This is a genomic window from Acidovorax sp. 99, from assembly GCF_003096455.1.
GTDB lineage: Bacteria > Pseudomonadota > Gammaproteobacteria > Burkholderiales > Burkholderiaceae_C > Acidovorax > Acidovorax delafieldii.
Genome location: NZ_QEKU01000001.1, coordinates 4,884,727 through 4,910,180, shown reverse-complemented (window position 1 = coordinate 4,910,180; position 25,454 = coordinate 4,884,727). Strand labels below are relative to the sequence as shown.

24 protein-coding genes, 1 other RNA gene and 1 pseudogene are annotated in these 25,454 nt (G+C 63.9%); 20 read left to right on the top strand and 6 right to left on the bottom strand.

Translation table 11 applies throughout. From position 1 onward, the window contains the following. Positions 1–84: 84 nt before the first annotated feature. The 4 genes from C8C95_RS22545 to gyrA all read right to left on the bottom strand — a co-directional run bounded on the left by C8C95_RS22545 (position 85) and on the right by gyrA (position 6,001). Complete coding sequence (locus C8C95_RS22545; protein ID WP_015014432.1) at positions 85–957, bottom strand: prephenate dehydrogenase; 873 nt, start codon at positions 955–957, stop codon at positions 85–87. Between the two features lie 12 nt (positions 958–969). Next, the gene (pheA, locus tag C8C95_RS22540; protein ID WP_056063641.1) at positions 970–2,067 is read right to left on the bottom strand and encodes a prephenate dehydratase; all 1,098 of its coding nucleotides are present in this window, start codon (positions 2,065–2,067) and stop codon (positions 970–972) included. Between the two features lie 65 nt (positions 2,068–2,132). After that, on the bottom strand, positions 2,133–3,242 hold the full coding sequence (serC, locus tag C8C95_RS22535; protein ID WP_116750053.1) for a 3-phosphoserine/phosphohydroxythreonine transaminase: 1,110 nt from the start codon (positions 3,240–3,242) through the stop codon (positions 2,133–2,135). Positions 3,243–3,337: 95 nt separating this feature from the next. Then, positions 3,338–6,001, bottom strand: a complete 2,664-nt coding sequence (gyrA, locus tag C8C95_RS22530) for a DNA gyrase subunit A (RefSeq protein WP_116750052.1) — start codon at positions 5,999–6,001, stop codon at positions 3,338–3,340. A 223-nt stretch (positions 6,002–6,224) separates the two neighbouring features. On the opposite strand from gyrA, the gene ompA reads away from it, so the two are divergent. From ompA to ssrA, 4 genes are all read left to right on the top strand, one after another. Beyond that, the gene (gene ompA, locus C8C95_RS22525) at positions 6,225–6,869 is read left to right on the top strand and encodes an outer membrane protein OmpA (RefSeq protein WP_015014428.1); all 645 of its coding nucleotides are present in this window, start codon (positions 6,225–6,227) and stop codon (positions 6,867–6,869) included. 90 nt (positions 6,870–6,959) lie between these two features. Next, positions 6,960–7,670: a bifunctional 2-polyprenyl-6-hydroxyphenol methylase/3-demethylubiquinol 3-O-methyltransferase UbiG gene (gene ubiG, locus C8C95_RS22520; RefSeq protein ID WP_116750051.1), complete on the top strand. Its 711-nt coding sequence runs from the start codon at positions 6,960–6,962 to the stop codon at positions 7,668–7,670. A gap of 1 nt (position 7,671) precedes the next feature. Then, positions 7,672–8,346, top strand: coding sequence for an HAD-IA family hydrolase (locus C8C95_RS22515; protein WP_099730465.1), 675 nt, complete (start codon positions 7,672–7,674; stop codon positions 8,344–8,346). Positions 8,347–8,359: 13 nt separating this feature from the next. Beyond that, positions 8,360–8,746: a transfer-messenger RNA gene (gene ssrA / locus C8C95_RS22510) on the top strand. A 119-nt stretch (positions 8,747–8,865) separates the two neighbouring features. Here the strand turns inward: ssrA and C8C95_RS23925 are convergent. Then, positions 8,866–9,054 (bottom strand): annotated as a pseudogene (locus tag C8C95_RS23925) (integrase); the annotation flags it as partial. Between the two features lie 222 nt (positions 9,055–9,276). On the opposite strand from C8C95_RS23925, the gene C8C95_RS22500 reads away from it, so the two are divergent. From C8C95_RS22500 to hutC, 8 genes are all read left to right on the top strand, one after another. Then, positions 9,277–9,744 (top strand): Spy/CpxP family protein refolding chaperone, encoded by a 468-nt coding sequence (locus C8C95_RS22500; protein WP_056063625.1) that lies wholly within the window; start codon positions 9,277–9,279, stop codon positions 9,742–9,744. A gap of 17 nt (positions 9,745–9,761) precedes the next feature. Further along, positions 9,762–10,088, top strand: a complete 327-nt coding sequence (locus tag C8C95_RS22495; RefSeq protein ID WP_056065068.1) for a hypothetical protein — start codon at positions 9,762–9,764, stop codon at positions 10,086–10,088. A gap of 17 nt (positions 10,089–10,105) precedes the next feature. After that, positions 10,106–10,792, top strand: a complete 687-nt coding sequence (locus C8C95_RS22490; RefSeq protein ID WP_056063622.1) for a response regulator transcription factor — start codon at positions 10,106–10,108, stop codon at positions 10,790–10,792. Beyond that, positions 10,789–12,171, top strand: coding sequence for a HAMP domain-containing sensor histidine kinase (locus tag C8C95_RS22485; RefSeq protein WP_116750050.1), 1,383 nt, complete (start codon positions 10,789–10,791; stop codon positions 12,169–12,171). The genes C8C95_RS22490 and C8C95_RS22485 overlap by 4 nt, the downstream gene beginning before the upstream one ends. Before the next feature lie 406 nt (positions 12,172–12,577). Beyond that, on the top strand, positions 12,578–13,543 hold the full coding sequence (locus C8C95_RS22480) for an ABC transporter substrate-binding protein (protein ID WP_099732135.1): 966 nt from the start codon (positions 12,578–12,580) through the stop codon (positions 13,541–13,543). A 22-nt stretch (positions 13,544–13,565) separates the two neighbouring features. Continuing rightward, on the top strand, positions 13,566–14,426 hold the full coding sequence (locus tag C8C95_RS22475) for an ABC transporter permease (RefSeq protein ID WP_116750049.1): 861 nt from the start codon (positions 13,566–13,568) through the stop codon (positions 14,424–14,426). Beyond that, a complete protein-coding gene (locus C8C95_RS22470) occupies positions 14,423–15,202 on the top strand; it encodes an ABC transporter ATP-binding protein (RefSeq protein ID WP_116750048.1) in 780 nt (259 codons plus the stop codon). Before C8C95_RS22475 ends, C8C95_RS22470 begins: the two co-directional genes overlap by 4 nt. Before the next feature lie 30 nt (positions 15,203–15,232). Further along, a complete protein-coding gene (gene hutC / locus C8C95_RS22465) occupies positions 15,233–16,045 on the top strand; it encodes a histidine utilization repressor (protein ID WP_116750047.1) in 813 nt (270 codons plus the stop codon). 34 nt (positions 16,046–16,079) lie between these two features. On the opposite strand, the gene C8C95_RS22460 is transcribed toward hutC, so the two are convergent. Then, positions 16,080–17,042 (bottom strand): IS110 family transposase, encoded by a 963-nt coding sequence (locus C8C95_RS22460; protein ID WP_116749627.1) that lies wholly within the window; start codon positions 17,040–17,042, stop codon positions 16,080–16,082. Positions 17,043–17,431: 389 nt separating this feature from the next. Here C8C95_RS22460 and hutH point away from each other — a divergent pair, with 389 nt between their 5' ends. The 8 genes from hutH to C8C95_RS22420 all read left to right on the top strand — a co-directional run bounded on the left by hutH (position 17,432) and on the right by C8C95_RS22420 (position 25,433). Then, positions 17,432–18,970, top strand: a complete 1,539-nt coding sequence (gene hutH, locus C8C95_RS22455; protein ID WP_108497400.1) for a histidine ammonia-lyase — start codon at positions 17,432–17,434, stop codon at positions 18,968–18,970. Between the two features lie 40 nt (positions 18,971–19,010). Then, the gene (hutU, locus tag C8C95_RS22450; protein ID WP_116750046.1) at positions 19,011–20,735 is read left to right on the top strand and encodes a urocanate hydratase; all 1,725 of its coding nucleotides are present in this window, start codon (positions 19,011–19,013) and stop codon (positions 20,733–20,735) included. Positions 20,736–20,840: 105 nt separating this feature from the next. After that, positions 20,841–21,587 carry an IclR family transcriptional regulator gene (locus C8C95_RS22445; RefSeq protein WP_243415756.1) on the top strand — a complete coding sequence of 249 codons (747 nt, stop codon included), beginning with the start codon at positions 20,841–20,843 and terminating at the stop codon, positions 21,585–21,587. A gap of 31 nt (positions 21,588–21,618) precedes the next feature. Continuing rightward, positions 21,619–22,368, top strand: a complete 750-nt coding sequence (locus C8C95_RS22440; protein WP_116750044.1) for a glutamine ABC transporter substrate-binding protein — start codon at positions 21,619–21,621, stop codon at positions 22,366–22,368. A 29-nt stretch (positions 22,369–22,397) separates the two neighbouring features. Then, a complete protein-coding gene (locus C8C95_RS22435) occupies positions 22,398–23,066 on the top strand; it encodes an amino acid ABC transporter permease (protein WP_010465675.1) in 669 nt (222 codons plus the stop codon). Positions 23,067–23,080: 14 nt separating this feature from the next. Beyond that, a complete protein-coding gene (locus C8C95_RS22430; RefSeq protein WP_116750423.1) occupies positions 23,081–23,857 on the top strand; it encodes an amino acid ABC transporter ATP-binding protein in 777 nt (258 codons plus the stop codon). A gap of 56 nt (positions 23,858–23,913) precedes the next feature. After that, the gene (locus C8C95_RS22425) at positions 23,914–24,807 is read left to right on the top strand and encodes a phytanoyl-CoA dioxygenase family protein (RefSeq protein ID WP_116750043.1); all 894 of its coding nucleotides are present in this window, start codon (positions 23,914–23,916) and stop codon (positions 24,805–24,807) included. Beyond that, positions 24,804–25,433, top strand: a complete 630-nt coding sequence (locus C8C95_RS22420) for a HutD family protein (protein ID WP_116750042.1) — start codon at positions 24,804–24,806, stop codon at positions 25,431–25,433. Before C8C95_RS22425 ends, C8C95_RS22420 begins: the two co-directional genes overlap by 4 nt. Positions 25,434–25,454 lie beyond the last annotated feature (21 nt).

The following is a 25,454-nucleotide window of genomic DNA, read 5'->3' as shown; positions in this document are numbered from 1 at the left end:
TGGAACTGGCTTGACCAGGCCACCGGGTGCGTCCCCCTTGGGGGAAGGCGCCATAGGCGACTCAGGGGGGATTACTTCCGGGGGTTACTTCCGCTTCGCGCCCATGCGCCAATGCGCACGGGTTTCGCTGGCCAGGGTCAGCATGTCTTCAAGCGCCTGGGCATTGCCTTTTTCCATGGCCTGCTCGATGTTGCGCAGGGCCTGCTGGAACAGCTTGGACTGGGCAATCAGCTCGTCCCGGTTGGACAGCAGGATGTCGCGCCACACCTTGGGGTCGCTGGCGGCAATGCGGGTGAAGTCGCGGAACCCGGGGCCTGCGAGGGACAGAAAGTCGTCACCGTGCGTCTGGCCCGTGATGCTGTTCATCATTGCAAACGCGAGCAAATGGGGCAGGTGGCTGACGGCGGCAAAGGCCGCGTCGTGCGACTCCGGCGACATGCTGGTCACGCGGCAGCCCAGCGCAGTCCAGATCTTTTCGGCGTCCTGCAGCTGGGCCGTCAGGGTGCGCTCGGTGGGGGTCAGGATCACCTGGCGCCCGCTGTACAGGTCGGCTTCGGCGTGTTCCACGCCCGACACCTCGCGCCCGGTGATGGGGTGTGCGGGCACAAAGGAGCCCACCTGGTCCCGCAGCGAACGCTGTGCGGCCTGCACCACATCGGACTTGGTCGATCCCACGTCCATGATGAGCATCTGGGGGGTGACAAGGTGCTTGATGGCCTTGAGGGTGGCCTCGGTGGCTGCCACGGGGACTGCCACCAGCACAATGTCTGCGCCCGCCACGGCCAGTAGCGCGGAAGGCGCCTCGACGTCGATCACGCCCAGCTGGCGGGCGCGGTCGGTGGTGGAGGGCGACTTGCTGTAGCCCACCACGCGTTTGACCAACCCGGCCTTCTTCATGGCCAGGGCGAATGAGCCTCCCATGAGCCCACAGCCGATCAGTCCCAATTGTTCAAACATGGCGGCTGCTCCTCAGGATGACACGGGGTAGGTGCCCAGGACCTTGTAGAACGCACACAGGCTGCGCAGTTCTTCCAGCGCCCGTGCCACGTGGGGCTGGGCGGGGTGGCCGTCGAGATCGATGTAGAAGTAGTACTCCCACTGGCCCGTGCGGGCAGGGCGCGACTCAAAGCGCGTCATGGACACGCCGTGCGTCTTGAGTGGCACCAGCAGGTCGTGCACGGCGCCGGGGCGGTTGGGCACCGACACCACGAGGCTGGTGCAATCCTTGCCCGAAGGAGGCGGCGTCTGCAGCGTGTGGGGCAGGCAGATGATGGCGAAGCGGGTACGGTTGTAGGCGTCGTCCTGGATGGCGTGGGAGACGATGTGCAAGCCAAACTGGGTGGCCGCACGCTCGCTGGAGAGTGCTGCCCAGGCCGGGTTGGTGGTGGCCAGTCGCGCGCCTTCGGCATTGCTGGACACCGGGCGGCGCTCGGCATGCGGCAGGTGCTTGGACAACCACGCCTGGCACTGTGCGAGTGCTTGCGGATGGGCCAGCACCACTTCGATGCCATCGAGCGAGTTGCTGGTGCGCAGCAGGTTGTGGCGCACCAGCAGGCTGACCTCGCCCACCACATGCGTAGGGGTGTGCAGGAACAGGTCCAGAGAGCGGGTGACCACGCCCTCGGTGGAGTTCTCTACGCCCACCACGCCATATTGGGCACTGCCCGCCGCCGTGGCGTGGAACACCTCGTCGAAGTTGGCGCAGTACATCAGGTCGGCGGCACCGCCGAAGAATTCAATCGCGGCCTGCTCGCAGAACGTGCCCTCGGGGCCCAGCACGGCCACACGCTGGGGTGATTCGAGGGCCAGGCAGGCAGACATGATCTCGCGCCAGATCGCCGCCACGTGCGCACCCTTGAGCGGGCCCGGGTTGGCGTTGGTGATCTTGTCGATGACCTGCGCCACACGGTCGGGGCGGAAGAAGGGCGTGCCCTCACGTTTCTTGACTTCACCCACCTGTTCAGCCACCAGCGCCCTCTGGTTCAGCAGCGTGAGCAGTTGCTGGTCGATGCTGTCGATCTGCACGCGCAGGCTGGCGAGGTCGGGTGAGGCTTGCGGATTGTTCATGGACGGTGGGGTAGCGGTGCGTGCTCTGGGAGCCGTTTTCTGTTGCTGTCGTGTGGGGTGCGCGCTCAGGCGTGCTTTTGCTCAAATTCTCGCATGTAGTCCACCAGCGCCTGCACGCCCGCCAATGGCATGGCGTTGTAGATGCTGGCGCGCATGCCTCCCACGGACTTGTGGCCTTTGAGCTGCAGCAGCCCGCGCTCCTTGGCACCGGCCAGGAAGGCGTCGTTACGGCTTTCGTCACGCAGGAAGAACGGGACGTTCATGCGCGAGCGGCAGTTGGCCGCCACCTTGTTGACGTACAGCTGCGATTGGTCGATGGCGTTGTACAGCAGCGTGGCCTTGGCAATGTTGCGCTGCTCCATGGCGGCCACGCCAGTCAGGCTGCCTTCGGTCTGGCGCTTGAGCCACTGGAAGGTCAGCCCGGCGACGTAGATGCCCCAGGTGGGCGGCGTGTTGTACATGGACTGGTTGTCGGCCACGATTTTGTAGTCGAAGGCGCTGGGGCAGGCGGGCAGGGCATGGCCCAGCAGGTCGTCGCGCACGATCACCAGCGTGAGGCCTGCGGGCCCCAGGTTCTTTTGCGCTCCGCCAAAGGCAAGACCCACGCGGCTCCAGTCCACGGGCCGCGAGGCCACGTGCGAGGAGAAATCGATCACCAGCGGCGCATCGCTGCCCAGCGCCTTGAGGTCGGGCAGCTGCTGGAATTCGGTGCCGTGGATGGTTTCGTTGCTGCACAGGTGCAGGTAGCTCGCGCCCCGACTCACCGTCCACGAAGCTGGGTCCGGCACGGTGGTATAGCCCGTCTCTTCGCCCGTGGCGACGATGTTGACTTCTGACGCATATTTGCGCGCTTCCTTTTGCGACTTCTGGCTCCAACTGCCGGTCACCACAAAATCGACCACGCCGGCACGCGACAGGTTGAGCGGAACGATGGCGTTTTCGGCCAAGCCACCACCTTGCATGAAGAGGATCTTGAAATGCGACGGCACGGCCAGCAGCTCGCGCAGGTCGGCTTCCGCCTTTTCGTAGATGGACAGAAACTCCTTGCCGCGGTGGCTCATTTCCATCACGCCCATGCCGCTGCCGTGCCAGTCCAGCATCTCGGCGGCGGCTTGTTGCAGGACTTCGGAGGGGATGGCGGCGGGGCCTGCGGAGAAGTTGTAAGGGCGTGTCATGTTAGGGGCTAAAAATGCATCAGGCGCTTATTCAATAAGCGCCTGATGCTTCGCTTTTGATAGCATTAGCGGGGCGTCTTCACGCCCTGCGGTGGTCAGGCGTCGGGGGCTTCAGGTGCGGAGGAAGTGCCACCGTCCGGGCTTGCATCCCCGTCAGCTTCTGCATCCGTCACATTGGCGTCGTTCTCAACAATGCGCTGCAAGCCACTGAGCTTGGAGCCTTCGTCCAGTGCGATCAACGTCACGCCCTGCGTGGCACGACCCAGTTCGCGGATCTCGCTCACGCGGGTGCGCACCAACACGCCCTTGTCGGTGATCAGCATGATCTCGTCGTCCGCGTGCACCAGCGTGGCGGCAACGACCTTGCCGTTGCGCTCGCTCTGCTGGATGGCGATCATGCCCTTGGTGCCACGGCCATGGCGGGTGTACTCGACGATGCTGGTGCGCTTGCCGTAGCCGTTTTCTGTAGCAGTCAACACACTCTGCGTTTCGTCTTCGGCGACCAGCATGGCGATCACGCTCTGACCGTCTTCCAGCATCATGCCGCGCACGCCACGTGCCGCACGGCCCAGGGGACGCACATCGTTTTCGTCGAAGCGCACGGCCTTGCCACCGTCGCTGAACAACATCACGTCGTGTTTGCCATCGGTGAGGGCGGCACCGATCAGGTAGTCGCCGTCATCCAGGTTCACGGCAATGATGCCGCCCTTGCGCGGGTTGCTGAACTCGTCCAGTGCCGTCTTCTTCACGGTGCCCATGCTGGTGGCCATGAACACGTAGCGGTCCGCAGGGAAGCTGCGCATGTCGCCGGTGAGTGGCAGTACCACGTTGATCTTTTCGCCGTCCTGCAGCGGGAACATGTTGACGATGGGGCGTCCACGCGAGCCGCGCGAGCCTGCCGGCACTTCCCACACCTTGAGCCAATACAGGCGGCCACGGTTGGAGAAGCACAGGATGTAGTCGTGTGTGTTGGCGATGAAGAGCTGGTCGATCCAGTCGTCTTCCTTTGTCGCGGTCGCCTGCTTGCCGCGTCCGCCACGCTTTTGGGCACGGTATTCGGACAGAGGCTGGCTCTTGATGTAGCCGGTGTGGGACAGCGTCACCACCATGTCGGTGGGGGTGATCAGGTCTTCGGTGGAGAGATCCTGTGCGCTGTATTCAACGATGGAGCGACGTGCGCCCAGCTTGTGCTGGCCGAACTCCTGCTTGAGGGAGGTGAGTTCGTCGCCGATGATGACCGACACGCGCTCGGGCTTGGCCAGGATGTCCAGCAGGTCTTCGATGACCGCCATAACTTCCTTGTACTCGGCGACGATCTTGTCCTGCTCCAGGCCCGTGAGGCGTTGCAGGCGCATCTGCAGGATTTCCTGGGCCTGCGTTTCCGACAACCGGTACAGGCCGTCCTGGCCCATGCCGAATTCCTTTTCCAGGCCGTCGGGGCGATAGTCGTCGGCGTTGATCACACCGCCATCGGCACGCGTGCGCGTGAGCATCTCGCGCACCAGCTTGCTGTCCCAGGGGCGGGCCATCAGCTCAGCCTTGGCCACAGGCGGCGTGGGCGCGTTGCGAATGATGGCGATGAAGTCGTCGATGTTGGCCAAGGCCACGGCCAAGCCTTCCAGCACATGGCCACGGTCGCGTGCCTTGCGCAGCTCGAACACCGTGCGGCGAGTCACCACTTCGCGGCGGTGCTGCAGGAAGACGCTGATCAGATCCTTCAGGTTGCACAGGCGGGGCTGGCCGTCAATCAGCGCCACCATGTTCATGCCGAACGTGTCCTGCAGCTGCGTCTGCTTGTACAGGTTGTTGAGTACCACCTCGGGCACTTCACCGCGCTTGAGTTCGATCACCAGGCGCATGCCGGATTTGTCCGACTCGTCCTGGATGTGGCTGATGCCTTCGATCTTCTTTTCGTGCACCAGCTCGGCCATACGCTCCTGCAGCGTCTTCTTGTTGACCTGGTAGGGCAGCTCGTCCACGATGATCGCCTGGCGCTGGCCGCGGTCGATGTCCTCAAAGTGGCACTTGGCACGCATCACCACCTTGCCGCGTCCGGTGCGGTAGCCATCCTTCACGCCGTTGATGCCGTAGATGATGCCAGCGGTGGGGAAGTCTGGGGCCGGGATGATTTCCATCAACTCATCGATGGTCGTTTCGGGATTGCGCAGCATGTGCAGGCACGCATCGACCACTTCGTTGAGGTTATGCGGCGGAATGTTGGTGGCCATACCCACCGCAATACCTGCCGATCCATTCACCAGCAAGTTGGGCAGCTTGCTGGGCAATACCAGCGGCTCTTTCTCGCTGCCGTCGTAGTTGGGGCCGAAATCGACAGTTTCCTTGTCAATATCTCCCAGCATTTCATGGGCGATTTTGGCCAGGCGGATTTCGGTGTATCGCATGGCCGCAGCGTTGTCGCCGTCCACGGATCCGAAATTACCTTGTCCATCCACCAGCATGTGGCGTAACGAGAAGTCCTGCGCCATCCGCACAATGGTGTCGTACACCGCTGAGTCACCGTGCGGGTGGTATTTGCCGATCACGTCGCCCACGATACGAGCCGACTTTTTATAAGGCCGGTTCCAGTCGTTATTGAGCTCATGCATGGCGAAAAGAACGCGGCGGTGCACAGGCTTCAAGCCGTCACGCGCGTCGGGCAGTGCACGACCCACAATCACGCTCATCGCGTAATCGAGGTAACTGCGCCGCATCTCTTCTTCGAGGCTGATCGGCAGGGTTTCTTTGGCAAACTGGGTCATTGGGACGGCGGGGGCGGCAAAGGAGAGCCATTTTAGGCGTAAGACCGTGTAGCGACGGCGCAACATATCGAAGCAATTCAGGTTTTGTCCTACGGGCCCCGACCAGCGCGCGCAGCTTTTGCCCTGTTACGTATGGCACAATCGTTTGAACGCTTAGGGTGGTGGTCACCCCAGGCGTCCTGATTCGCAGCGCGGCTGCGGCTTTTTCCCCAAGAGGAGAACCATGAAGAAACTGAACAAAGTGGCGATGTTGTTTGCCTCTGCAGCGCTCGCAACCGCCGCTGGCGCACAAACCGTTGACAACTGGCGCGATGCTTCTGGCCAACTGGTCTGGAAGAACGGTACCAACGAATACTGCTGGCGCGATGCCAACTGGACGCCTGCTACGGCAGCTCCTGGCTGCGACGGCGCAATCGCTGCTCCCGCTCCTGCCGCTGCACCAGCTCCTGCTGCTGCTCCAGCACCCGCTGCCGCCCCTGCACCTGCTCCCGCACCAGCTCCTGCAGTCGCCACCAAGGTGACCTACGCTGCTGACGCCTTCTTCGACTTCGACAAGTCGGTGCTCAAGCCAGAAGGCAAGGCCAAGCTGGACGACCTGGTTTCCAAGGTCAAGGGCATCAATCTGGAAGTGATCATTGCTGTGGGTCACACTGACTCCGTCGGCTCTGATGCTTACAACCAGAAGCTGTCGGTGCGTCGTTCTGAAGCCGTGAAGGCTTACTTGGTGTCCAAGGGCATCGAAAAGAACCGCGTGTACACCGAAGGCAAGGGCGAAAAGCAACCCGTGGCTGACAACAAGACCGCCGAAGGCCGTGCGAAGAACCGTCGCGTGGAAATCGAAGTGGTTGGCACCCGCGCCGCTCAGTAATCTTCGGATTGCTTCACAAAAAAGCCCCGCTTGCGGGGCTTTTTTGCGTCTGGGGCTTTTCGCGCTCTCCCTTCATGGACAATCAGCGACATGATCGAAACCGTCAATGCAGATCCGGCCGAATTGGCCAAGTTTTCCGAATTGGCCCACCGGTGGTGGGACCCTGAAAGTGAATTTCGTCCCTTGCACCAGATCAACCCGCTGCGGCTTGACTGGATTCACGGCCTGAGCGCCTTGACCGGCAAACGCGTGCTGGATGTGGGTTGTGGCGGTGGCATTTTGGCCGACTCCATGGCGCGCAAGGGTGCAGATGTGCTGGGTATTGACCTGGCAACCAAGGCGTTGCGCGTGGCGCAGTTGCATGCTCTGGAGGCTGGAACCCAAAACGTGCAGTACCGTGAAATCAGCGCTGAAGCGATGGCCTTGGAGCAACCTGCTGGTTTTGATGTGGTGACCTGCATGGAAATGCTGGAGCATGTTCCGGATCCCGCCTCGGTGGTCCGCGCGTGCGCCACGTTGGTAAAACCCGGGGGCTGGGTCTTTTTCTCCACCATCAATCGCAACGCCAAGGCGTTTATGCTGGCCATTGTGGGTGCGGAATATGTGCTTAACATGCTGCCGCGCGGCACCCACGAATACGCCAAGATGATCCGCCCCAGCGAGCTTGCAGGGCATTGCCGCAGTGCGGGCTTGGATGTTCTGCACACCAAGGGCCTGGAATACAACCCCCTCACGCGTCGCTATTGGCTCAGCGCCAACACCAGCGTCAATTACCTGTTTGCCGCGCGTCGCCTGGGCTGATATGGCTACCGTTTTTCATGGCATTCGCGCAGTCCTTTTTGATTTGGATGGAACTCTGATCGACAGCGCACCAGACTTGGGGGCGGCCGCAGACAAAATGCGCACCGACCGAGGTCTGCCTTCGCTGCCCCCGGCCCGATATCGCCCCATGGCGGGAGCAGGGGCCCGTGGCATGCTGGCAGAAGCCTTTGGCATGGGGCCAGATCACCCAGACTTTGCCGTCATGCGCGAAGAGTTTTTCGTGAACTATGAAACTCGCATGACCGAGCAGACCACCATTTTTGAAGGTGTGCCTGAATTGGTGCGCCAGATTCTCGAACGTAACATGACGTGGGGTGTGGTCACCAACAAGGCTGCCCGCTTTACCGAACCCCTGACCCAGGCCATTCCGCTGTTTGCTACCGCTTCGGCAGTGGTCAGTGGCGACACCACGCCACACGCCAAGCCCCATCCCGCGCCCCTGCTGGAAGCGGCTGCGCGGTTGTGTGTGCCGCCGGAGCAGTGCATTTACGTGGGTGATGACGAGCGTGACATCGTGGCAGGTCTGGCGGCAGGCATGGGTACAGTGGCCGCCATCTACGGCTATTTGGGCGCCAAGACCGACCCTGCAGAATGGGGCGCGCACGCTGCAATTAAATCTCCCAGCGAGCTCTTGCAATTGCTCGCGAACGCCTAAAATAAGGAGTCTAGGGGCTGTCCTGGTTTCGACGTGGGTTCGGGATCAGTGTGGTGCATGTCGAGCTTGAGTCACGCTCGTAAATCTCGATTTAACAAACTAACTGCAAACGACGAACGTTTCGCACTCGCTGCTTAATTGCCAGTGAGCCTTGCAACAGTTGGCCGATGGGCTGGGCAAGGGGGTTCTGAGCAATCAGTGCCTCCCGGCTGCAAGGATAATTACATGGGCTGGCTTCCATCCGGGTACCTTGGGTGGAGGCGAGAAAATAGGGTGCTGGCGGCCCATGTAGCGTGCGACTGCGCGACCTGGGTAGCGAGATCCAAATCAGACCGCTAAACATGTAGATCTGCCTGACGAAGGCTTGCGGACGCGGGTTCAATTCCCGCCAGCTCCACCACTCAAGATACCGCCACACACTGGAAACCCACAGTCTGTGGCGGTTTTTATTTGCCTTTCGGGGTCTGGCGGTGTCCAGAAAATCGCACCGATTTCGCACGCGAATCGCACCGATCCAATTCATCCCACGATACGCAATTCAGCCTTGGGCTTCTGGTAATCCTCGCGGATGAACTTGCCGTAGGTGCTGAACACCATTTCCACGTCCTCGTGCCTCAGCTGCTGGGCAACTTACCAAGGGTTCTGACTGGCCGTCAGTAGGGTTGACGCATGGGTGTGTCGGACCTGGTAAGGGTTGCGGTAGGGCAACGGCAATCCGCGTGGCTGGATATCCTCCGCTTCGCGCTGTAAACCCAAGACAAAATCGACTAACACCCTGCCGTCCGCGCAGTCAAACACCTGTCAACGTGCTTCGCCAACACCGCCCAAGAAACAAAATGAAATAAACCGAAACTGGCTCGAGACCACGTTCCAAGCCGCTGCGCGCACCATCAGGGTCATGTTCCATACCGTCTTTGAAAGGACAGCATCATGAAACCCTGGATCAAAAAAACGCTGATGGGCATTTTTGGTGCGTCCATCGCGGTGGGTGGGCTGACGGCCTGCTCCAGCGGGCACCACCAGCGCGGCCCGATGACTGCGGAAAAGATGGCGGAAGTGCGCGGCAAGATGGTGGACCGGGTGAGCAGCAAGCTGGATTTGAACGAGGCACAAAAGACCAAGCTCAATGCCTTGGCCGATCAACTGGAAGCCCAGCGCGCAGCGTTCGTCGGCAAGACGGCAGACCCCCGAGCCGAGGTGCAGGCCATTGTGGCGGGCGACAAGTTTGATCGGGTGCGGGCGCAGTCCCTGCTCGAAGACAAAACGCGTGCGGTGCAGGCCCACAGTCCCGCAGTGGTCAATGCGATGGCCGACTTCTATGACAGCCTGAACCCTGACCAGCAGCAAAAAGTGCGGGAGCTGATGCAGCGTCGCAAGGGCTGGATGGCCCGCGGGTGATGGGTGGGGAGCATTGCATGTCACCCACGCTGGAACCTATCCACCGCCTCGCCCAGGGCGTTCGTGTGCACGGGCCCGCGCTGCTGTCGGGCATGCCGGAGCCTCACGATGAGCTGATGTCGCTGGTCTGGGGGCCGCGCTTTGACCGCGAGCATGCGATGGGCCTGGTCGCCCGCCAGCCCTCGGTGGCGGCCCACACGCTGCCTGCCCTGCTGGCAGCTGCCGACCATTTTGATGCGCTCCATGCCGGTGCGCAGGGCCGTTTGCGGCGACTCATCGTGCGACACCGCGCATTGTGTGCGGCTGGCGCTTCTGTCGATACCGCCCTTGGGGAGCGCGCCTGACGGTGTGAGAATTGCTCATGCACCGCATATTGTTGATTGACGACGACGCGCAGTTAGGCGCTCCCCTGGCCACTTACTTCCAGCGTTTTGAACTGGAACTCGTTCATGCACTTCGGCCGAGCGATGGCTTGGCACAGCTGACGGCCGGCGGGTTTGACGCTGCCATCCTCGACGTGATGCTGCCCGAAATGGACGGGTTTGAGCTGTGCCGCACCATCCGCAAGCAGGGCGACCTGCCCATCGTGATGCTGACCGCGCGCGGCGAAGTGATGGACCGGGTGGTGGGGCTGGAGCTGGGGGCTGACGATTACCTGCCCAAGCCCTTTGAGCCACGTGAACTGGTGGCGCGCCTCCAGACGGTGTTGCGCCGGCGCAGGGCGCCGGGGCAGGGCGTTGCCGTGGGCGCGCTTGAGTTCGAGGGCCTGTCCATCGACGCAGCGCGCCGCAGTGTGCAGCGCCATGGTGTGGTGGTGGAGCTGACCGGCACGGAGTTCGACCTGTTGCACCTGTTGGCGCGCGAGCCCGGCAAGGTCTTCAGCCGCGACGACATCCTGAACCAGCTGCGTGGTCATGAGGCCGAGCTGTACACCCGCGCGGTGGACATCGTAGTGAGCCGGTTGCGCAAGAAGCTGGAGCCGCTGGACTGCATCAAGACATTGCGCAACGTGGGCTACTCCCTGGCTTTGCGCCGCGCTGCCCCATGAAGCAGATTTGTTCTCCCATTCACGACCCGAACTGCCCCTGGCACCGCCGGGCGCGCCACGCGGTAGGGCATTCGCTGCGCATTCGGCTGGTGCTGGTGTTCATGGCACTGGCCGTGACTGTGGCGGTCACGTTCATGGGCGGGGTGCAAAAGGCCGTGTCCGTAGGCTGGCGCGAGGCTGCGCGGCCGCTGCTGATGGACTATGTGGACCGCCTTGCCGCCGAGATTGGCAGCCCGCCGAGCATTGAGCGCGCGCAGGCGATTGCCAATCGCCTGCCACTGACCTTGCGCATCGACGGGCCGCAGATCCACTGGGCATCGCACCCCGACCAGCAGAACCCCGACTGGGTAAGCGACAAGGTCCGCCAGGAAGACCGCTGGACCGGGGACGAGAACGGGCACAGCCTGCTGCGCCGCACGACGGCAGATGGGCACCATATCGAGTTCGGCCTGAACGCGCTGTCCTGGGACAAGCGCCCGCGCATTGCGTGGGGCACGCTGACCGTGCTGCTGCTGCTCACGGCGCTGGCCTATGTATATGTGCGGCATCTGTTGCGTCCGCTGGACGACATCCGCCAGGGCGCGCAGCGCTTTGGCAACGGCAACTTTGCCCAGCCCATACCGGTGCGGCATGCCCACCGGCCGGACGAGCTGGGCCAGCTGGCCGAGACCATCAACACCATGGGGGATGATATCCACCAGATGCTGGAGGCCAAGCGTGCACTGTTGTTGGCGATGAGCCATGAGCTGCGCAGCCCGCTCACGCGGGCCCGCCTGAACACGGAGCTGCTGCCCGAAACGACCGATGTGCAGCCGCAGCGCCTGGCGCTGATGCGCGACCTGGGTGAAATGGCGGGCCTCATCACGGACCTGCTGGAAAGCGAGCGCTTGGCGGGCCGCCATGCGGCGCTGCACCGCGAGCCCACCGATGTCACCGAGCTGGCGCGCGAAGTGGTGGCCGACCTGTGTTCCCGCCATGCCGGGGCCGCCGACATTGCCTTGCACGTGGCGCCGGACTTGCCCTCGGTGCGGTTGGACCGATCCCGCCTGCGGCTTTTGCTGCGCAACCTGCTGGACAACAGCCTTCGCCACAGTGAGTCGGGTGCCTTTCCCCCTGAGCTGCATTTGCGGCTGGCGGATGAGGGGAGGGTGCTGGAACTGGAGGTGCGTGACCATGGGCGCGGTGTGCCCCCCGAGCACCTGCCACACCTGGCCCAGGCGTTCTACCGCCCGGACACCGCACGCCAACGTGCCACCGGTGGCGTGGGGCTGGGCTTGTACCTCTGCCGCCTGGTGGCGCAGGCGCACGACGGACAATTGCACATGCGCAATGCCGAGCCCGGCCTGTCGGTCACCGTGCGCTTGCCGGTGGTGGAATAGGTCGCGAGCCGGTGGCATAGACAGGTTGGCCTCTGCGCTGGCAGGTGGCGTCGCACCGACGCGGCCAGGCCAGCGCACAGGTCTGGTGCAATGGGGAAGTGGACCTACAAGCGGCCATGTCCGGCTTCTCAACGCAAATTGATGGCTTTTTTGCGCTGTGGCGCAGGTGTTTATTGCCCTGATAGCTATCAAATCAGGAGTTATTTCTGGTGCCTTGGACCACCAGAGAACACACCATCCTCCCTGGCCCCGTTCTTGCTGAAGATCGACACCCCCTCGCATGAGTCGGATTTTTCAGTGTTTACCCTGTATATACAGGTATGCTGAAACTGTCATCATGGCTTCCGGTACGCAGGTGCGTTCCGGTGGGCAGGGCCAAGGTACTTTCTTCAAACAGGAGCAGATGATGACTCGATCGGTTGTGAAATGGACGTCGCTGGCAGCGGCAGCAGCATGCATGATGGCCCTGGCCGCACCGGCCCAGGCGCAGGACACCAAGATTGTGCTGGGCATGTCCGGCTGGACAGGTTTTGCACCGCTCACGCTGGCCGACAAGGCTGGCATCTTCAAGAAGAACGGCCTGGATGTGGAGATCAAGATGATTCCGCAGAAGGACCGCCACCTGGCCCTGGCCTCCAAGTCCATCCAGTGCGCCGCCACCACGGTCGAAACACATGTCGCCTGGAACGCCAACGGCGTGCCCATCGTGCAGATCTTCCAGATGGACAAGTCCTACGGCGCCGACGGCATTGCGGTGCGCGGCGACATCAAGGGCTTTGCCGACCTCAAGGGCAAGACCATCGGCGTGGATGCGCCCGGCACCGCCCCGTACTTCGGCCTTGCCTGGATGCTGAGCAAGAACGGCATGAGCCTCAAGGACGTTAAGACCACCACGCTGTCGCCCCAGGCGGCCGCGCAGGCCTTCGTGGCGGGCCAGAACGACGCCGCCATGACGTACGAGCCCTACCTCTCTACCGTGCGCGACAACCCTGCGGCCGGCAAAATTTTGGCCACCACGCTCGACTACCCCATGGTGATGGACACCGTGGGCTGCGACCCCGCCTGGCTCAAGGCCAACGGCAAGGCCGCACAGGCACTGGCCAACTCCTACTTCCAGGCGCTGGACATGATCAAGGCCGACCCGACCAAGTCCAACGAGATCATGGGCGCCGCCGTCAAGCAGACGGGCGAGCAGTTTGCCAAGTCGTCGTCCTTCCTGCGCTGGCAGGACAAGGCCGCCAACCAGAAGTTCTTCGCGGGCGAGCTGACCACGTTCATGAAGGACGCCACGGCCATCCTGCTGGAGGCCGGCATCATCCGCAAGGCGCCTGAAGACCTGGCCGTCACCTTCGACGCGAGCTTCATCAAGTAAATAGACGGAAGAAGAGCGCTCCATGTCCGCCGTGCAACCCCTGTCCGTTACCGAGCCAAAACCCGAGCAAAAAGCCGGACCGCATGCCCCCGCGCGCCGGCGCTCGCTGGCCCCGCTGGAGCCTGTGAGCAGCAGCGCCCGCTGGATGCTCGGGCTGGCCTTCTTCGTCGTGTTCATGGCGGTGTGGGCGTTCTTCACATTGGGCGGCTTCGTGTCGCCCACCTTCCTGGCCAGCCCCGTCACCATGGTGAAGGAAGGCTGGCTGTTGTTCACCGAATACGGCTTCATCAAAGACATCGGCATGACCATCTGGCGTGTGGTCGGCGGCTTCATCCTGGCCGCCGTCATTGCCGTGCCGCTGGGCATTGCGATGGGCGCGTACAAGGGCATCGAGGCGTTCTTTGAGCCCTTCGTCTCGTTTTGCCGCTACCTGCCTGCGTCGGCCTTCATCCCGCTGTTGATCCTGTGGGCCGGTATCGGCGAGGCGCAGAAGATCTTGGTCATCTTCATCGGCTCGGTCTTCCAGATCACGCTGATGGTCGCCGTCACTGTGGGCGGCGCGCGGCGCGATCTGGTCGAGGCCGCCTACACCCTGGGCGCGGGCCACAAGGGCATCGTCACGCGCGTGCTCATCCCTGGCGCGGCGCCCGAGATCGCCGAGACCCTGCGCCTGGTGCTGGGCTGGGCCTGGACCTATGTGATCGTGGCCGAGCTGATCGGCTCGTCCAGCGGTATCGGCCACATGATTACCGACAGCCAGTCGCTGCTCAACACAGGGCAGATCATCTTCGGCATCATCATCATCGGCCTCATCGGGCTGGTGTCCGACTTCGCCTTCAAGGCGCTCAACCACCGTCTGTTTGCCTGGAGTTTCGTGCGATGAGCTCTGTTTCCATTCAAGCCGTCTCGCGTGTCTTCGAGACTGCCAAAGGCCAGCGCACGCAGGCGCTGCAGCCGGTCGATTTCGAGGTGAAGGACAACGACTTCGTGACCATCCTGGGCCCCTCGGGCTGTGGCAAGTCCACGCTGCTGCGCATTGTGGCGGGGCTGGACCATGCCACCAGCGGCCGCGTGCTGCTGGATGGGGTGCCCGTCGAAGGCCCCGGCGCCGACCGCGGCATGGTGTTCCAGAGCTACACGCTGTTCCCCTGGCTCACCATCGAGCAGAACATCCGCTTTGGCCTGCGCGAACGCGGTATGCCCGAGTCACAGCAAAAGGAACGCGCTGCGTACTTCATCGCCAAGGTCGGCCTGCGCGGCTTTGAGCAGCACTTTCCCAAGCAGCTGTCGGGCGGCATGCAGCAGCGCACCGCCATTGCGCGCGCACTGGCCAACGACCCCAAGATTTTGCTGATGGATGAGCCCTTCGGCGCGCTCGACAACCAGACCCGCGTGCTCATGCAAGAGCTGCTGCTGGGCATCTGGGAGGCCGAGCGCAAGACGGTGCTCTTCGTCACCCACGACATCGACGAAGCCATCTTCATGGCCAACCGCGTGGCCGTGTTCAGCGCCCGGCCCGGCCGCATCAAGACCGAGCTGGCGGTGGACCTGCCGCACCCGCGCCATTACACGATCAAGACCAGCCCCGAGTTCATGGACCTCAAGGCGCGCCTCACCGAAGAGATCCGCGCTGAATCCATGGCGGCGGACCTGCACTGATCTGAACCTGCACCAGCCCCGCATCCACACATGAGCGCCCGTCCTTCCCGCCGCACTGCAGTCACTGCCCCGCGCAGCGCCACGCCCGCCAAGGCGGTGGTCGCCGTGGCTGCACCCGCGCAAGCCATGGCGCTGTACGAGCAGGTCAAGGACCACATCTCGCGTAAAATCCAGGAAGGCATCTGGCGCGCGGGCGACCGCCTGCCATCCGAGAACGAGCTGGTCACCCAGTTCGGCATCTCGCGCATGACCGTGAACCGCGCGCTGCGCGAACTGGTGGAGCAGGGCCGCATCGTGCGCGTGGCGGGCGTGGGCAGTTTTGTGGCCGAGGACAAGCCCCAGTCCACGTTGTTGCAGATTGCTAATTTGGCCAGCGAAATCCGCCAGCGCGGGCACGACTACCGCTGTGACGTGCTCACGGTGGAACGCACCTCCGCCACGCTGGAAGTGGCCGCCGCGCTGGACCTGCGGACGGGCGAGTCGGTGTTTCACTCGCTGTGCATCCACCGCGAGGACGGCCTGCCCGTACAACTGGAAGACCGCCACGTAAACCCGCGCCAGGTGCCCCAGTTCGTCGCGCAGGACTTCACACTGCTGCAACCCTCCGAATACCTGGTGCGCAACGTGCCCTTTGACCAGATCGAGCATGTGGTCGATGCCGTCATGCCCACCGCCGAGCAGGCCGCGCTGCTGGAGATGTCGCCGCAGGAGCCCTGCCTGCTGCTCACCCGCCGCACCTGGTCGCGCGGCGTTCCCATCACCGTGGTGCGCTGCCTGCACCCCGCCACCCGTTACCGCCTGGGCAGCCGCTTCCGCGCCGACGGCAATCCCGTCGCCGGTTGAATATGAAGCACCCCCTGAGTAACCGTCTTCAAAGTCAAGCGCGATGAAGCGAAGCATCCCAAGGTTTCCCGGTTCTGACCATGGCGTTGAGCATGGTCAGCAGCTTGCGCATGCAAGCGACCAAGGCTACCTTGGGCAGTTTGCCTGCGGCTTTGAGGCGCTCGTAGAACGCCCGGATGACGGGGTTGTAGCGCGTGGCGGTCAGGGTCGCCATGTACAGCGCACGCCGAATTTCAAAACGCCCGCCCTGCACCCTGCGCCTGCCTTTACGGTTGCCCGAGTCGTTGGACATAGGGGCCACGCCCACCAAAGCCGCTATCTCGCGGCGATTGAGCCGACCCAGTTCAGGCAACTGGGCAATCAGCGTTGCGCTGGCCACAGGACCTATGCCGTTGGTCGATTGCAGCAACCCGTCGAGTTCGCTGAAGTGCTCGCGCACATGGCCCACCATCTGTGCCTCCAGATCATGGAGTTGGGCCTTGATGGCGGCAATGATGGCCTCGATGCTGGGGTGCAGTTTTGTGGGCGTGATCTGCAGACGCTGGCGTTCGCTGCCCAGCATGGCCAGCAACTGACGGCGGCGCGTGACCAAAGCCGCCAGCCACTGCTGACACTCATCGGCCACAGGGCGCAGAAAGCGCGCCAAATCCTCGCGGCGCACCAACACCGCTGCCATCTCGGCCAGCATGCGCGCATCCACGGCATCGGTCTTTGCCAGACGGCCCATGCTCCTGGCAAAGTCACGCGCCTGGCGCGGGTTCAGCACGGCCACAGGCAGGCCCGAGGCTTGCAACGCACAGGCCAGGGCAGCCTCATAGCCACCGGTAGCCTCCATGACCACCAGGTCAACCCCCAAGGGCAACAAACTGGCCGCCAGTGCCGAGTGTCCATCGGGGTCATTGGAAAACCGCTGCGCACCGCTGTCGGCGCCCAGCACACAGACATCCACGTGGGCCTTGGCCACGTCGATGCCTACCGTCAGTGAAAAAGCAGACATGATCTTCAGCTCCCATGCTTGTACATGCGCGCTCGAAGGCGGCGCGCGTAACCGTTCGGGCTTCATGAAGACCAGCGCGGCAGCCGTGCGTTATGTACTCAGGGACGGGCTCGAACACCCCAGTCGCTACCAAACTGCACGGACCGGTCTGGCTACCCCCAAAAGGGCAATCAAACTTTACCGCGAGGGTCGGATGGAAGATACAAGTCGCTTCGCGCCTTCCCCCTCAAGGGGGACGACACCTTCGCTGCGGGGCGGCCCTTGCTCGGCGTCTCTCGCGGGTGCCCTGACAGTTTCACCCGTTGCGGGATTGGCTAATAGGATTTGAAGAACAAATTAACGCTGTTTATTTTTTGCTTGTACCTACTTGTATATACAGGATCAACGCCATGACACACAACGCTTCATCCCTCACCCTGCACCCCGGCCGCGTCACGCTGGCCGAGCTGCGCCGCATCCACGCGGGCCCTGTGCAACTGGTGCTCGATGCGTCGGCCCGCGCGGGTTTGCAGAAGTCCCTGGCCACGGTGCAGCGCATTGTTGATGAAGACCAGGTCGTCTATGGCATCAACACCGGCTTTGGCAAGCTGGCCAGCACCAAGATTGCGCACGAGCGCTTGGCCGAACTGCAGCGCAACCTGGTGCTGTCGCACAGCGTGGGCACGGGGGACCCGCTGCCCGACGATGTGGTGCGCCTCATCCTCGCGACCAAGGCCGTGAGCCTGGCGCGCGGCCACTCGGGCGTGCGGCCCGAGCTGGTGGATGCGCTGCTGGCCCTGGCCAACGCCAACGTGCTGCCGGTGATCCCGGCCAAGGGCTCGGTGGGGGCATCCGGCGACCTGGCGCCGCTGGCGCACATGGCCTGCGTGCTGATTGGGGAAGGGCAGGCCAAGGTAGATGGCAAGGTGGTGCCCGGTGCCGAGGCCATGCGTTCCATCGGCCTGCAGCCCTTTGTGCTGGGCCCCAAGGAAGGGCTGGCGCTGCTCAACGGCACACAGGTGTCCACCGCGCTGGCGCTGGCCGGGTTGTTCGGCGCCGAGAGCGTGTTTGCTGCCGCACTGGTTGCCGGTTGCCTTTCGCTTGAAGCCATCAAGGGCTCGGTCAAGCCGTTTGATGCACGCATCCACGAAGCACGCGGCCAGGCCGGGCAGATCGCAGTGGCTGCCGCCGTGCGCGCGCTGCTGGACGGCAGCGCCATCGACCCCTCGCACCCCAACTGTGGCCGCGTGCAAGACCCGTATTCCATCCGCTGCGTGCCACAGGTGATGGGCGCGTGCCTGGACAACCTGCACCACGCTGCGCGCGTGCTGACCATTGAGGCCAATGCGGCATCCGACAACCCCCTGGTGTTCGACAACGGGGACGTGATTTCCGGCGGCAACTTCCACGCCGAGCCCGTGGCCTTTGTGGCCGACATCATCGCGCTGGCCGTGGCCGAGATCGGCGCCATTTCCGAGCGCCGCCTGTCGCTGCTGCTGGACCCGGGCCTCTCGGGTCTGCCCGCCTTCCTGATCCTCGACAGCGGCGTGAACTCGGGCTTCATGATCGCCCAGGTCACCGCCGCCGCATTGGCGGCCGAGAACCAGTGCCTGGCCAACCCCAGCAGCGTGACCAGCCTGCCGACATCGGCTAACCAGGAGGACCATGTCTCCATGGCCACCTACGGCGCGCGGCGCCTGGGCGACATGGTGCGCAATGCGGCGGTGATGGTCGGCATCGAGGCCATGGCCGCTGCGCAGGGCATGGAATTCGACCGCACCCTGAAATCCTCTCCGCTCATCGAAGCGCAATTCGCCGCCATCCGCGAGCGCGTGGCCTACCTGGAGCAGGACCGTTACCTCGCCCCCGACATCGAAGCCATGCGCGCATGGGCCCAGCAGTCCACCTGGCCTGCAGCGCTCACCCAGTGCCTGCCCAGCTTCGCCTGATTTTCTCTACGCGTACCCCATTGATTCACAGGAGCCCACCATGAACGCCAACGACGCCATCATCGCCGCCGCCTCCAACACTGACCCCCGCCACGACGCCAGCCGCGTGATCCGCGCGCCGCGCGGCAGCCAGCTCACTTGCAAAAGCTGGCTCACCGAGGCCGCCTACCGCATGATCCAGAACAACCTCGACCCCGAGGTGGCCGAGCGCCCGCAGGACCTGGTGGTGTACGGCGGCATTGGCCGTGCCGCGCGCAACTGGGAGTGTTTTGACCAGATCCTCGCCTCGCTCAAGGACCTGAATGACGACGAGACCCTGCTCATTCAGTCCGGCAAGCCCGTGGGCGTGTTCAAGACCCATGCCAACGCGCCGCGCGTGCTGCTGGCCAACTCCAACCTGGTGCCCAAGTGGGCCAACTGGGAACACTTCAGCGAGCTGGACCAGAAGGGCCTGTTCATGTACGGCCAGATGACGGCCGGCAGCTGGATCTACATCGGCACGCAAGGCATCGTGCAAGGCACGTACGAGACCTTTGCCGAGGCGGGTCGCAAGCACTTTGGCGGCTCGCTCGAAGGGCGCTGGATCTTGACCGCTGGCCTGGGCGGCATGGGCGGCGCGCAGCCGCTGGCCGCTACCTTTGCGGGCGCGGTGTCGCTCAACATCGAATGCCAGCAAAGCAGCATCGACTTCCGCCTGCGCACACGCTATGTGGACAAGCAGGCGCGTGACATCGACCATGCGTTCGAGCTGATCCAGCAGCACACGGCGGCCAAAGAGGCCGTGTCGATTGCCCTGCTGGGCAACGCCGCAGAGATCCTGCCCGAGCTGGTGCGCCGCGCCAAGGCCGGTGGCTTGAAGCCCGACTTGGTCACCGACCAGACCTCGGCACACGACCTCGTCAACGGCTACCTGCCCGCCGGCTGGACGGTGGCGCAGTGGCGCGCTGCGCAGCAGGATGTGACCCAGCATGAGGTGCTGAAAAAGGCCGCCGCCAAGTCCTGTGCGGCGCATGTGCAAGCCATGCTCGACTTCCAGCACATGGGTATCCCCGTGGTGGACTACGGCAACAACATCCGCCAGGTGGCGTTTGACGAAGGCGTGAAGGACGCGTTCGACTTCCCCGGCTTTGTGCCCGCCTACATCCGTCCGCTGTTCTGCGAAGGCAAGGGCCCATTCCGCTGGGTGGCCCTGTCGGGCGACCCGGAAGACATCCGCAAGACCGACGCCAAGATCAAGGAGCTGTTCCCCGAGAACAAACACGTGCACCGCTGGCTCGACATGGCGGGCGAGCGCATTGCCTTCCAGGGCCTGCCGGCGCGCATCTGCTGGCTGGGCCTGGGCGAGCGCCACATTGCGGGCCTGGCCTTCAATGAGATGGTGAAGAACGGCGAGCTCAAGGCCCCCATCGTCATCGGCCGCGACCACCTGGACACCGGCAGCGTGGCCAGCCCCAACCGTGAGACCGAGGGCATGCGCGACGGCACCGACGCCGTGAGCGACTGGCCGCTGCTCAACGCGCTGCTCAACACCTCGGGCGGCGCCACCTGGGTCAGCCTGCACCACGGCGGGGGCGTGGGCATGGGTTACTCGCAGCACTCGGGCATGGTCATCGTGGCCGACGGCACTGAAGCCGCGGCCCAGCGCCTTGCCAATGTGCTGGTCAACGACTGCGGCAGCGGCGTGATGCGCCATGCCGACGCGGGCTACGAGCTGGCGGTGGAAACGGCCAAGAAGCAGGGCCTGAAGCTGCCCATGGTGAAGTGAAGGGGCGAGGGAGGGAATGACAGGAATGTGAAAAAAGGGAACTGCATTCCCATTCGTTGGGAATGTTGGGTTTGAATGCCGCTGCAATCCTTTGATACTGAGTCCATGCCCACCCGTGGACCCACCTCCGTTGCCGCCGCCGACCGTGTTCTGCACGTGCTGGCGGTGCTGGCACAGCACGGGCAGCCCATGTCGGCTGTCGAGCTGGTGGAGGCCACGGGCCTGGCGCGCAGCACGCTGTACCGGCAGCTGGCGCGGCTCAAGCTGTGGGGCTTTGTGCTGGAGAGCAGCGGGCACTACGCGCCCGGGCCGCTCAGCCTGCAACTGGCGCTGGGCTTTGACATGGCGTCGCATCTGGTGCACCACGCGCGGCCGGACATGCAGGCCCTGGCCCGGCAGTCCCACGAGAGCGTGGGGCTGGTGGTGGCCGTGAATGACAGCGTGGTGTGCCTGGACATGGTGGACAGCACGCAGGCCCTGCGCTGCTCGTTTGAAAAAGGGCGCAGCGTGCCGCTGCGCGCGGGGGCCTCCGCCAAGTGCCTGCTTGCCCACGTGGCCCCGGCCACGCGCAATGCCATTCTGGACCTGCACTACGGCGCAGACACTGCTGAGCGCCAGGCGGCGCTGACCGAGCTGGAAGGCATTGCCAAGGCGGGTTACGCCGTCAGCTCCGGCGAAGTGGATGCCGGTGTCTGGGGCGTCAGCGTGCCCGTGTTCGGTTCTCCCCGGCAGGCCGCCGGAGCCATCACCCTGATGGCCCCGATCTTGCGGGCCCAGGGGCAGGAGACCGCACTCACCGGCATGGCCGTCGTCGCTGCAGCGCGCATCTCCCGCCAACTCACTTCTCCCTGATTTCCCTCACCCCTCCTCAAGAGCTTTCCCCATGAACCTTCGCCGCAACCTTCTTCTGGCCAGCCTGGCCGCCGCAGTCTTCTGCACCACGGGTGCACAGGCCCAGGACAACGTCCTGCGTGTGGGCACTGATGCCACTTTCCCGCCCATGGAGTTTGTCGAAAACGGAAAACGCACGGGCTTCGACATCGAGCTGGTGGAGGCCATCGCCAAGACCATGGGCAAGCAGGTCGAGTGGGTGGACATCGACTTCAAGGGCCTGATTCCCGGCCTGATCTCGAAGCGTTTTGACATGGCGGTCTCGGCCATCTACATCACCGACGAGCGCAAGAAGGTGGTGGACTTCACCGACTCCTACTATGCCGGCGGCCTGGTGGTGATGGTGAAGGCCGACAACAAGGCCATCAACAAGCTGGCCGACCTGGACGGCAAGAAGGTCAGCGTGCAGGTGGGCACCAAGTCGGTGGCGTACCTGACCGAGAAATTCCCCAAGGTGCAGCGTGTCGAGGTCGAGAAGAACCAGGAGATGTTCAACCTGGTGGACATCGGCCGCGCCGACGCTGCCGTGACCGGCAAGCCCGCCGCGTTCCAGTATGTGCGCACCCGTCCCGGCCTGCGCGTGCTCGACGAGCAGCTCACCACCGAAGAGTACGGCATGGCCCTGCGCAAGGACACGCCTGAGCTGACGAAGGCCGTCAACGGTGCCATCACCAAGCTCAAGGCCGATGGCACCTATGCGGCCATCGTCAAGAAGTGGTTCAGCAACAGCGCTGCCAAGTAAACCGCAGCCACACGTTGCCGAACTGAGCCATGGAACTCGATTTTTCTCCTGTCTGGGCCGGACTCCCCCAGTTGCTGGCGGGTGCGCTGGTCACTGTGGAAATCACGGCTGCCTCGCTGCTGCTGGGCTGCGTCATGGGCCTGCTGGTGGGCATTGGCCGCCTGAACCCCAAGCGCCGCGTGGTCTACGCCCTGTGCACCGCCTACGTGGCCGCCATCCGGGGCACGCCGCTGCTGGTGCAGCTGTTCATCCTGTTCTTTGGCCTGCCGCAGTTCGGCATCCTGCTGCCCGCTTTTGTGTGCGGCGTGATCGGCCTGGGCATCTATTCGGGCGCCTATGTGTCCGAGGTGGTGCGCGGCGCCATCCAGTCCATTGACAAGGGACAGATGGAGGCGGCGCGTTCCATCGGCATGTCCTCGGGCCTGGCCATGCGCACCGTGGTGCTGCCGCAGGCCGTGGTGCGCATGATTCCGCCACTGGGCAATGAGTTCATCGCGCTGATCAAGAACTCGGCGCTGGTGTCGCTGCTCACCATCCACGACCTGATGCACGAAGGGCAGAAGATCATCAGCGTGTCGTACCGCTCGCTGGAGGTGTACCTGGCGATTGCGGTGGTGTATTTCATCCTCACGGGTGTCACTTCGTTGGTGCTGCGCCGCATGGAGCTGCGCCTGCGCGCCGGGGGGATGGTGCAATGAAGAAAAATTCTGTGATGACCGGAGCAAGCCCATCCGCCGAGCCGATCGTGCGCATTCGCGGACTGCGCAAGTCGTTTGGCAACCACGTGGTGCTGAACGGCATCGACTTTGACGTGCTGCCGTCGCAGGTGGTGGTGGTCATCGGGCCCAGCGGCTCGGGCAAGAGCACCTTTTTGCGCTGCTGCAACGGGCTGGAGCAGTCCGAGGGCGGCACCGTGGAAATTTGCGGACGCACGCTGGTGCAGGACGGCCGCATGCTGCCCGACCATGACCTGAACGCCCTGCGCGAAGAGGTGGGCATGGTGTTTCAGTCGTTCAACCTGTTTCCGCACCTTTCGGTGCTCGACAACGTCACGCTGGGCCCGCGCAAGCTGCGCGGCCTCTCGCGCAAGGACGCCGAAGAGCGCGCACAGGCCCTGCTGACCAAGGTGGGCCTGGCGCACAAGGCTTTGGCCATGCCTGCCAGCCTGTCGGGCGGGCAAAAGCAGCGCGTGGCCATTGCCCGCGCACTGGCCATGGAGCCGCGCGTGATGCTGTTCGACGAGCCCACGTCGGCGCTGGACCCGGAGCTCGTGGGCGAGGTGCTGCAGGTCATGAAGCTGCTGGCCAGCGAAGGCATGACCATGATGGTGGTCACGCACGAGATGGACTTTGCACGCGAGGTGGGCGACGTGGTGGTGGTGATGGACGGCGGCGGGATCATTGAGTCCGGCCAGCCTGCCACCATCTTCACCAACCCCACGCAGGAGCGCACGCGCTCCTTTCTGCAGGCGGTGCTCACGCGCGCCTGAGGCTGGGTGTGCGTGATGGACGACAACGGTCAATAGCCTACAAGGAGACAGCTCGTATGCACCCGGTTTCACCTGCCAGTGACCTGAGCCAACAACAGCACTTTCAACAGCGCTTGCAGGAGCGCCTGACCGCCGGCGACATCGCGCGGTTTGACCGCGACGGCGCCATCTGCATCAAGCAGCTGCTCACGCCCGAAGAGGTAGCGCTGCTGCGCGACGGCATCGATGCCAACCTGGCCGCGCCCAGCCCGCGTGCCAAAGTGGCCAGCAGGCCGGATGACCCCGGCCGCTTCTTCGAGGACTTCTGCAACTGGCAGGACATCCCGCAGTTTGGCCGCTTTGTGCGCGAAACGCCGCTGGCCCTGGCCGCGCAGCGCCTGATGCAGTCACGCACTGTGCGGCTGTACCACGACCATGTGCTGGTGAAGGAGCCCGGCACGCGCCAGAAGACGCCCTGGCACCAGGACCAGCCTTACTACAACATTGACGGCCAGCAGAACATCAGCATGTGGATTCCGGTCGATCCAGTGTCGCGTGCGGCCACGCTGGAGTTTGTGGCGGGATCGCACAAGGGGCCGTGGCTCATGCCGCGCACCTTCATGGACAACCAGGCCAAGTGGTTCCCTGAAGGCAGCCTGCAGGACCTGCCCAACGTCGAGGCCAATCGCGACGCTTTTCCCATCGTGGGCTGGGAGATCAAGCCGGGCGACGTAGTGTGTTTTCACATGCTCACGCTGCATGCGTCCGGCGGGGTGGAGGGGCCCAACCGGCGCCGCGTGTTCTCGGTGCGGTTCTTGGGCGACGACACGCGCCACGCGCCAAGGCCGTGGAAGACCTCGCCCGAGTTCCCGGGGCTGGCGGACCAGCTGCCCGCTGGGGCAGCCATGGACCACCCGCTGTTCCCGCTGCTGGTGGGCGGGAACGGTGTGCCGCAGGGTGAAGGCGCGTGAAGCAGTTTCTGGACTTGGCCTCCACGCCCCCAGTGCCGTGGAAGAACGGCGGCGGCAGCACACGCGAGCTGGCGTGCTGGCCGCCCGGCGCGGGCATTGACAGCTTTGCATGGCGCGTGAGCGTTGCCACCATTGCAGGCCCCGGGCCGTTCTCGGCGTTTGTGGGGGTGGATCGGCAAATCATGTTGCTGGATGGCGATGGCGTACATCTGCAAAGCGCAGAAGGGCATTGGCAGCACGCGCTGACGAACCGCTGGGAGCCGTTTGCGTTCTCCGGCGAAGAGCCGGTGGACTGCCGCATGCTGGGCGGTGTTTCCACCGACTTCAACCTGATGCTGCGCCGGGGTGAGTGGACCGGGAACCTGAAGGTGCTGCGCGATGTCCCGCCGCCCGCTGAAGGGGCTGCAGCGGGCCTGTGCATGGTGCTGCAGGGCGCCTGGCGATGCGAGGACTGCGATACCCACCAAGTGCGGATGCTGGCAGCGGGGCAGGGCCTGTGGTGGGTGAACGAAGGGGGCGAAGCAGCGCCGTCGATCACCCCTGTGCGCCGCACCGAAAGCGGTGGGTCTGCCGATGATGCACCCGTGCTGGCCTGGGTGGCCTTGCGCAGGGGCTCTGCACCATAATTTGGGTCAAATGGGCTGCAA

Coding starts and splice junctions, on each gene's coding strand:
- C8C95_RS22545 (WP_015014432.1), bottom strand. CDS start 957: ATGTTTGAACAATTGGGACTGATCGGCTGTGGGCTCATGGGAGGCTCA.
- pheA (WP_056063641.1), bottom strand. CDS start 2,067: ATGAACAATCCGCAAGCCTCACCCGACCTCGCCAGCCTGCGCGTGCAG.
- serC (WP_116750053.1), bottom strand. CDS start 3,242: ATGACACGCCCTTACAACTTCTCCGCAGGCCCCGCCGCCATCCCCTCC.
- gyrA (WP_116750052.1), bottom strand. CDS start 6,001: ATGACCCAGTTTGCCAAAGAAACCCTGCCGATCAGCCTCGAAGAAGAG.
- ompA (WP_015014428.1), top strand. CDS start 6,225: ATGAAGAAACTGAACAAAGTGGCGATGTTGTTTGCCTCTGCAGCGCTC.
- ubiG (WP_116750051.1), top strand. CDS start 6,960: ATGATCGAAACCGTCAATGCAGATCCGGCCGAATTGGCCAAGTTTTCC.
- C8C95_RS22515 (WP_099730465.1), top strand. CDS start 7,672: ATGGCTACCGTTTTTCATGGCATTCGCGCAGTCCTTTTTGATTTGGAT.
- C8C95_RS22500 (WP_056063625.1), top strand. CDS start 9,277: ATGAAACCCTGGATCAAAAAAACGCTGATGGGCATTTTTGGTGCGTCC.
- C8C95_RS22495 (WP_056065068.1), top strand. CDS start 9,762: ATGTCACCCACGCTGGAACCTATCCACCGCCTCGCCCAGGGCGTTCGT.
- C8C95_RS22490 (WP_056063622.1), top strand. CDS start 10,106: ATGCACCGCATATTGTTGATTGACGACGACGCGCAGTTAGGCGCTCCC.
- C8C95_RS22485 (WP_116750050.1), top strand. CDS start 10,789: ATGAAGCAGATTTGTTCTCCCATTCACGACCCGAACTGCCCCTGGCAC.
- C8C95_RS22480 (WP_099732135.1), top strand. CDS start 12,578: ATGACTCGATCGGTTGTGAAATGGACGTCGCTGGCAGCGGCAGCAGCA.
- C8C95_RS22475 (WP_116750049.1), top strand. CDS start 13,566: ATGTCCGCCGTGCAACCCCTGTCCGTTACCGAGCCAAAACCCGAGCAA.
- C8C95_RS22470 (WP_116750048.1), top strand. CDS start 14,423: ATGAGCTCTGTTTCCATTCAAGCCGTCTCGCGTGTCTTCGAGACTGCC.
- hutC (WP_116750047.1), top strand. CDS start 15,233: ATGAGCGCCCGTCCTTCCCGCCGCACTGCAGTCACTGCCCCGCGCAGC.
- C8C95_RS22460 (WP_116749627.1), bottom strand. CDS start 17,042: ATGTCTGCTTTTTCACTGACGGTAGGCATCGACGTGGCCAAGGCCCAC.
- hutH (WP_108497400.1), top strand. CDS start 17,432: ATGACACACAACGCTTCATCCCTCACCCTGCACCCCGGCCGCGTCACG.
- hutU (WP_116750046.1), top strand. CDS start 19,011: ATGAACGCCAACGACGCCATCATCGCCGCCGCCTCCAACACTGACCCC.
- C8C95_RS22445 (WP_243415756.1), top strand. CDS start 20,841: ATGCCCACCCGTGGACCCACCTCCGTTGCCGCCGCCGACCGTGTTCTG.
- C8C95_RS22440 (WP_116750044.1), top strand. CDS start 21,619: ATGAACCTTCGCCGCAACCTTCTTCTGGCCAGCCTGGCCGCCGCAGTC.
- C8C95_RS22435 (WP_010465675.1), top strand. CDS start 22,398: ATGGAACTCGATTTTTCTCCTGTCTGGGCCGGACTCCCCCAGTTGCTG.
- C8C95_RS22430 (WP_116750423.1), top strand. CDS start 23,081: ATGACCGGAGCAAGCCCATCCGCCGAGCCGATCGTGCGCATTCGCGGA.
- C8C95_RS22425 (WP_116750043.1), top strand. CDS start 23,914: ATGCACCCGGTTTCACCTGCCAGTGACCTGAGCCAACAACAGCACTTT.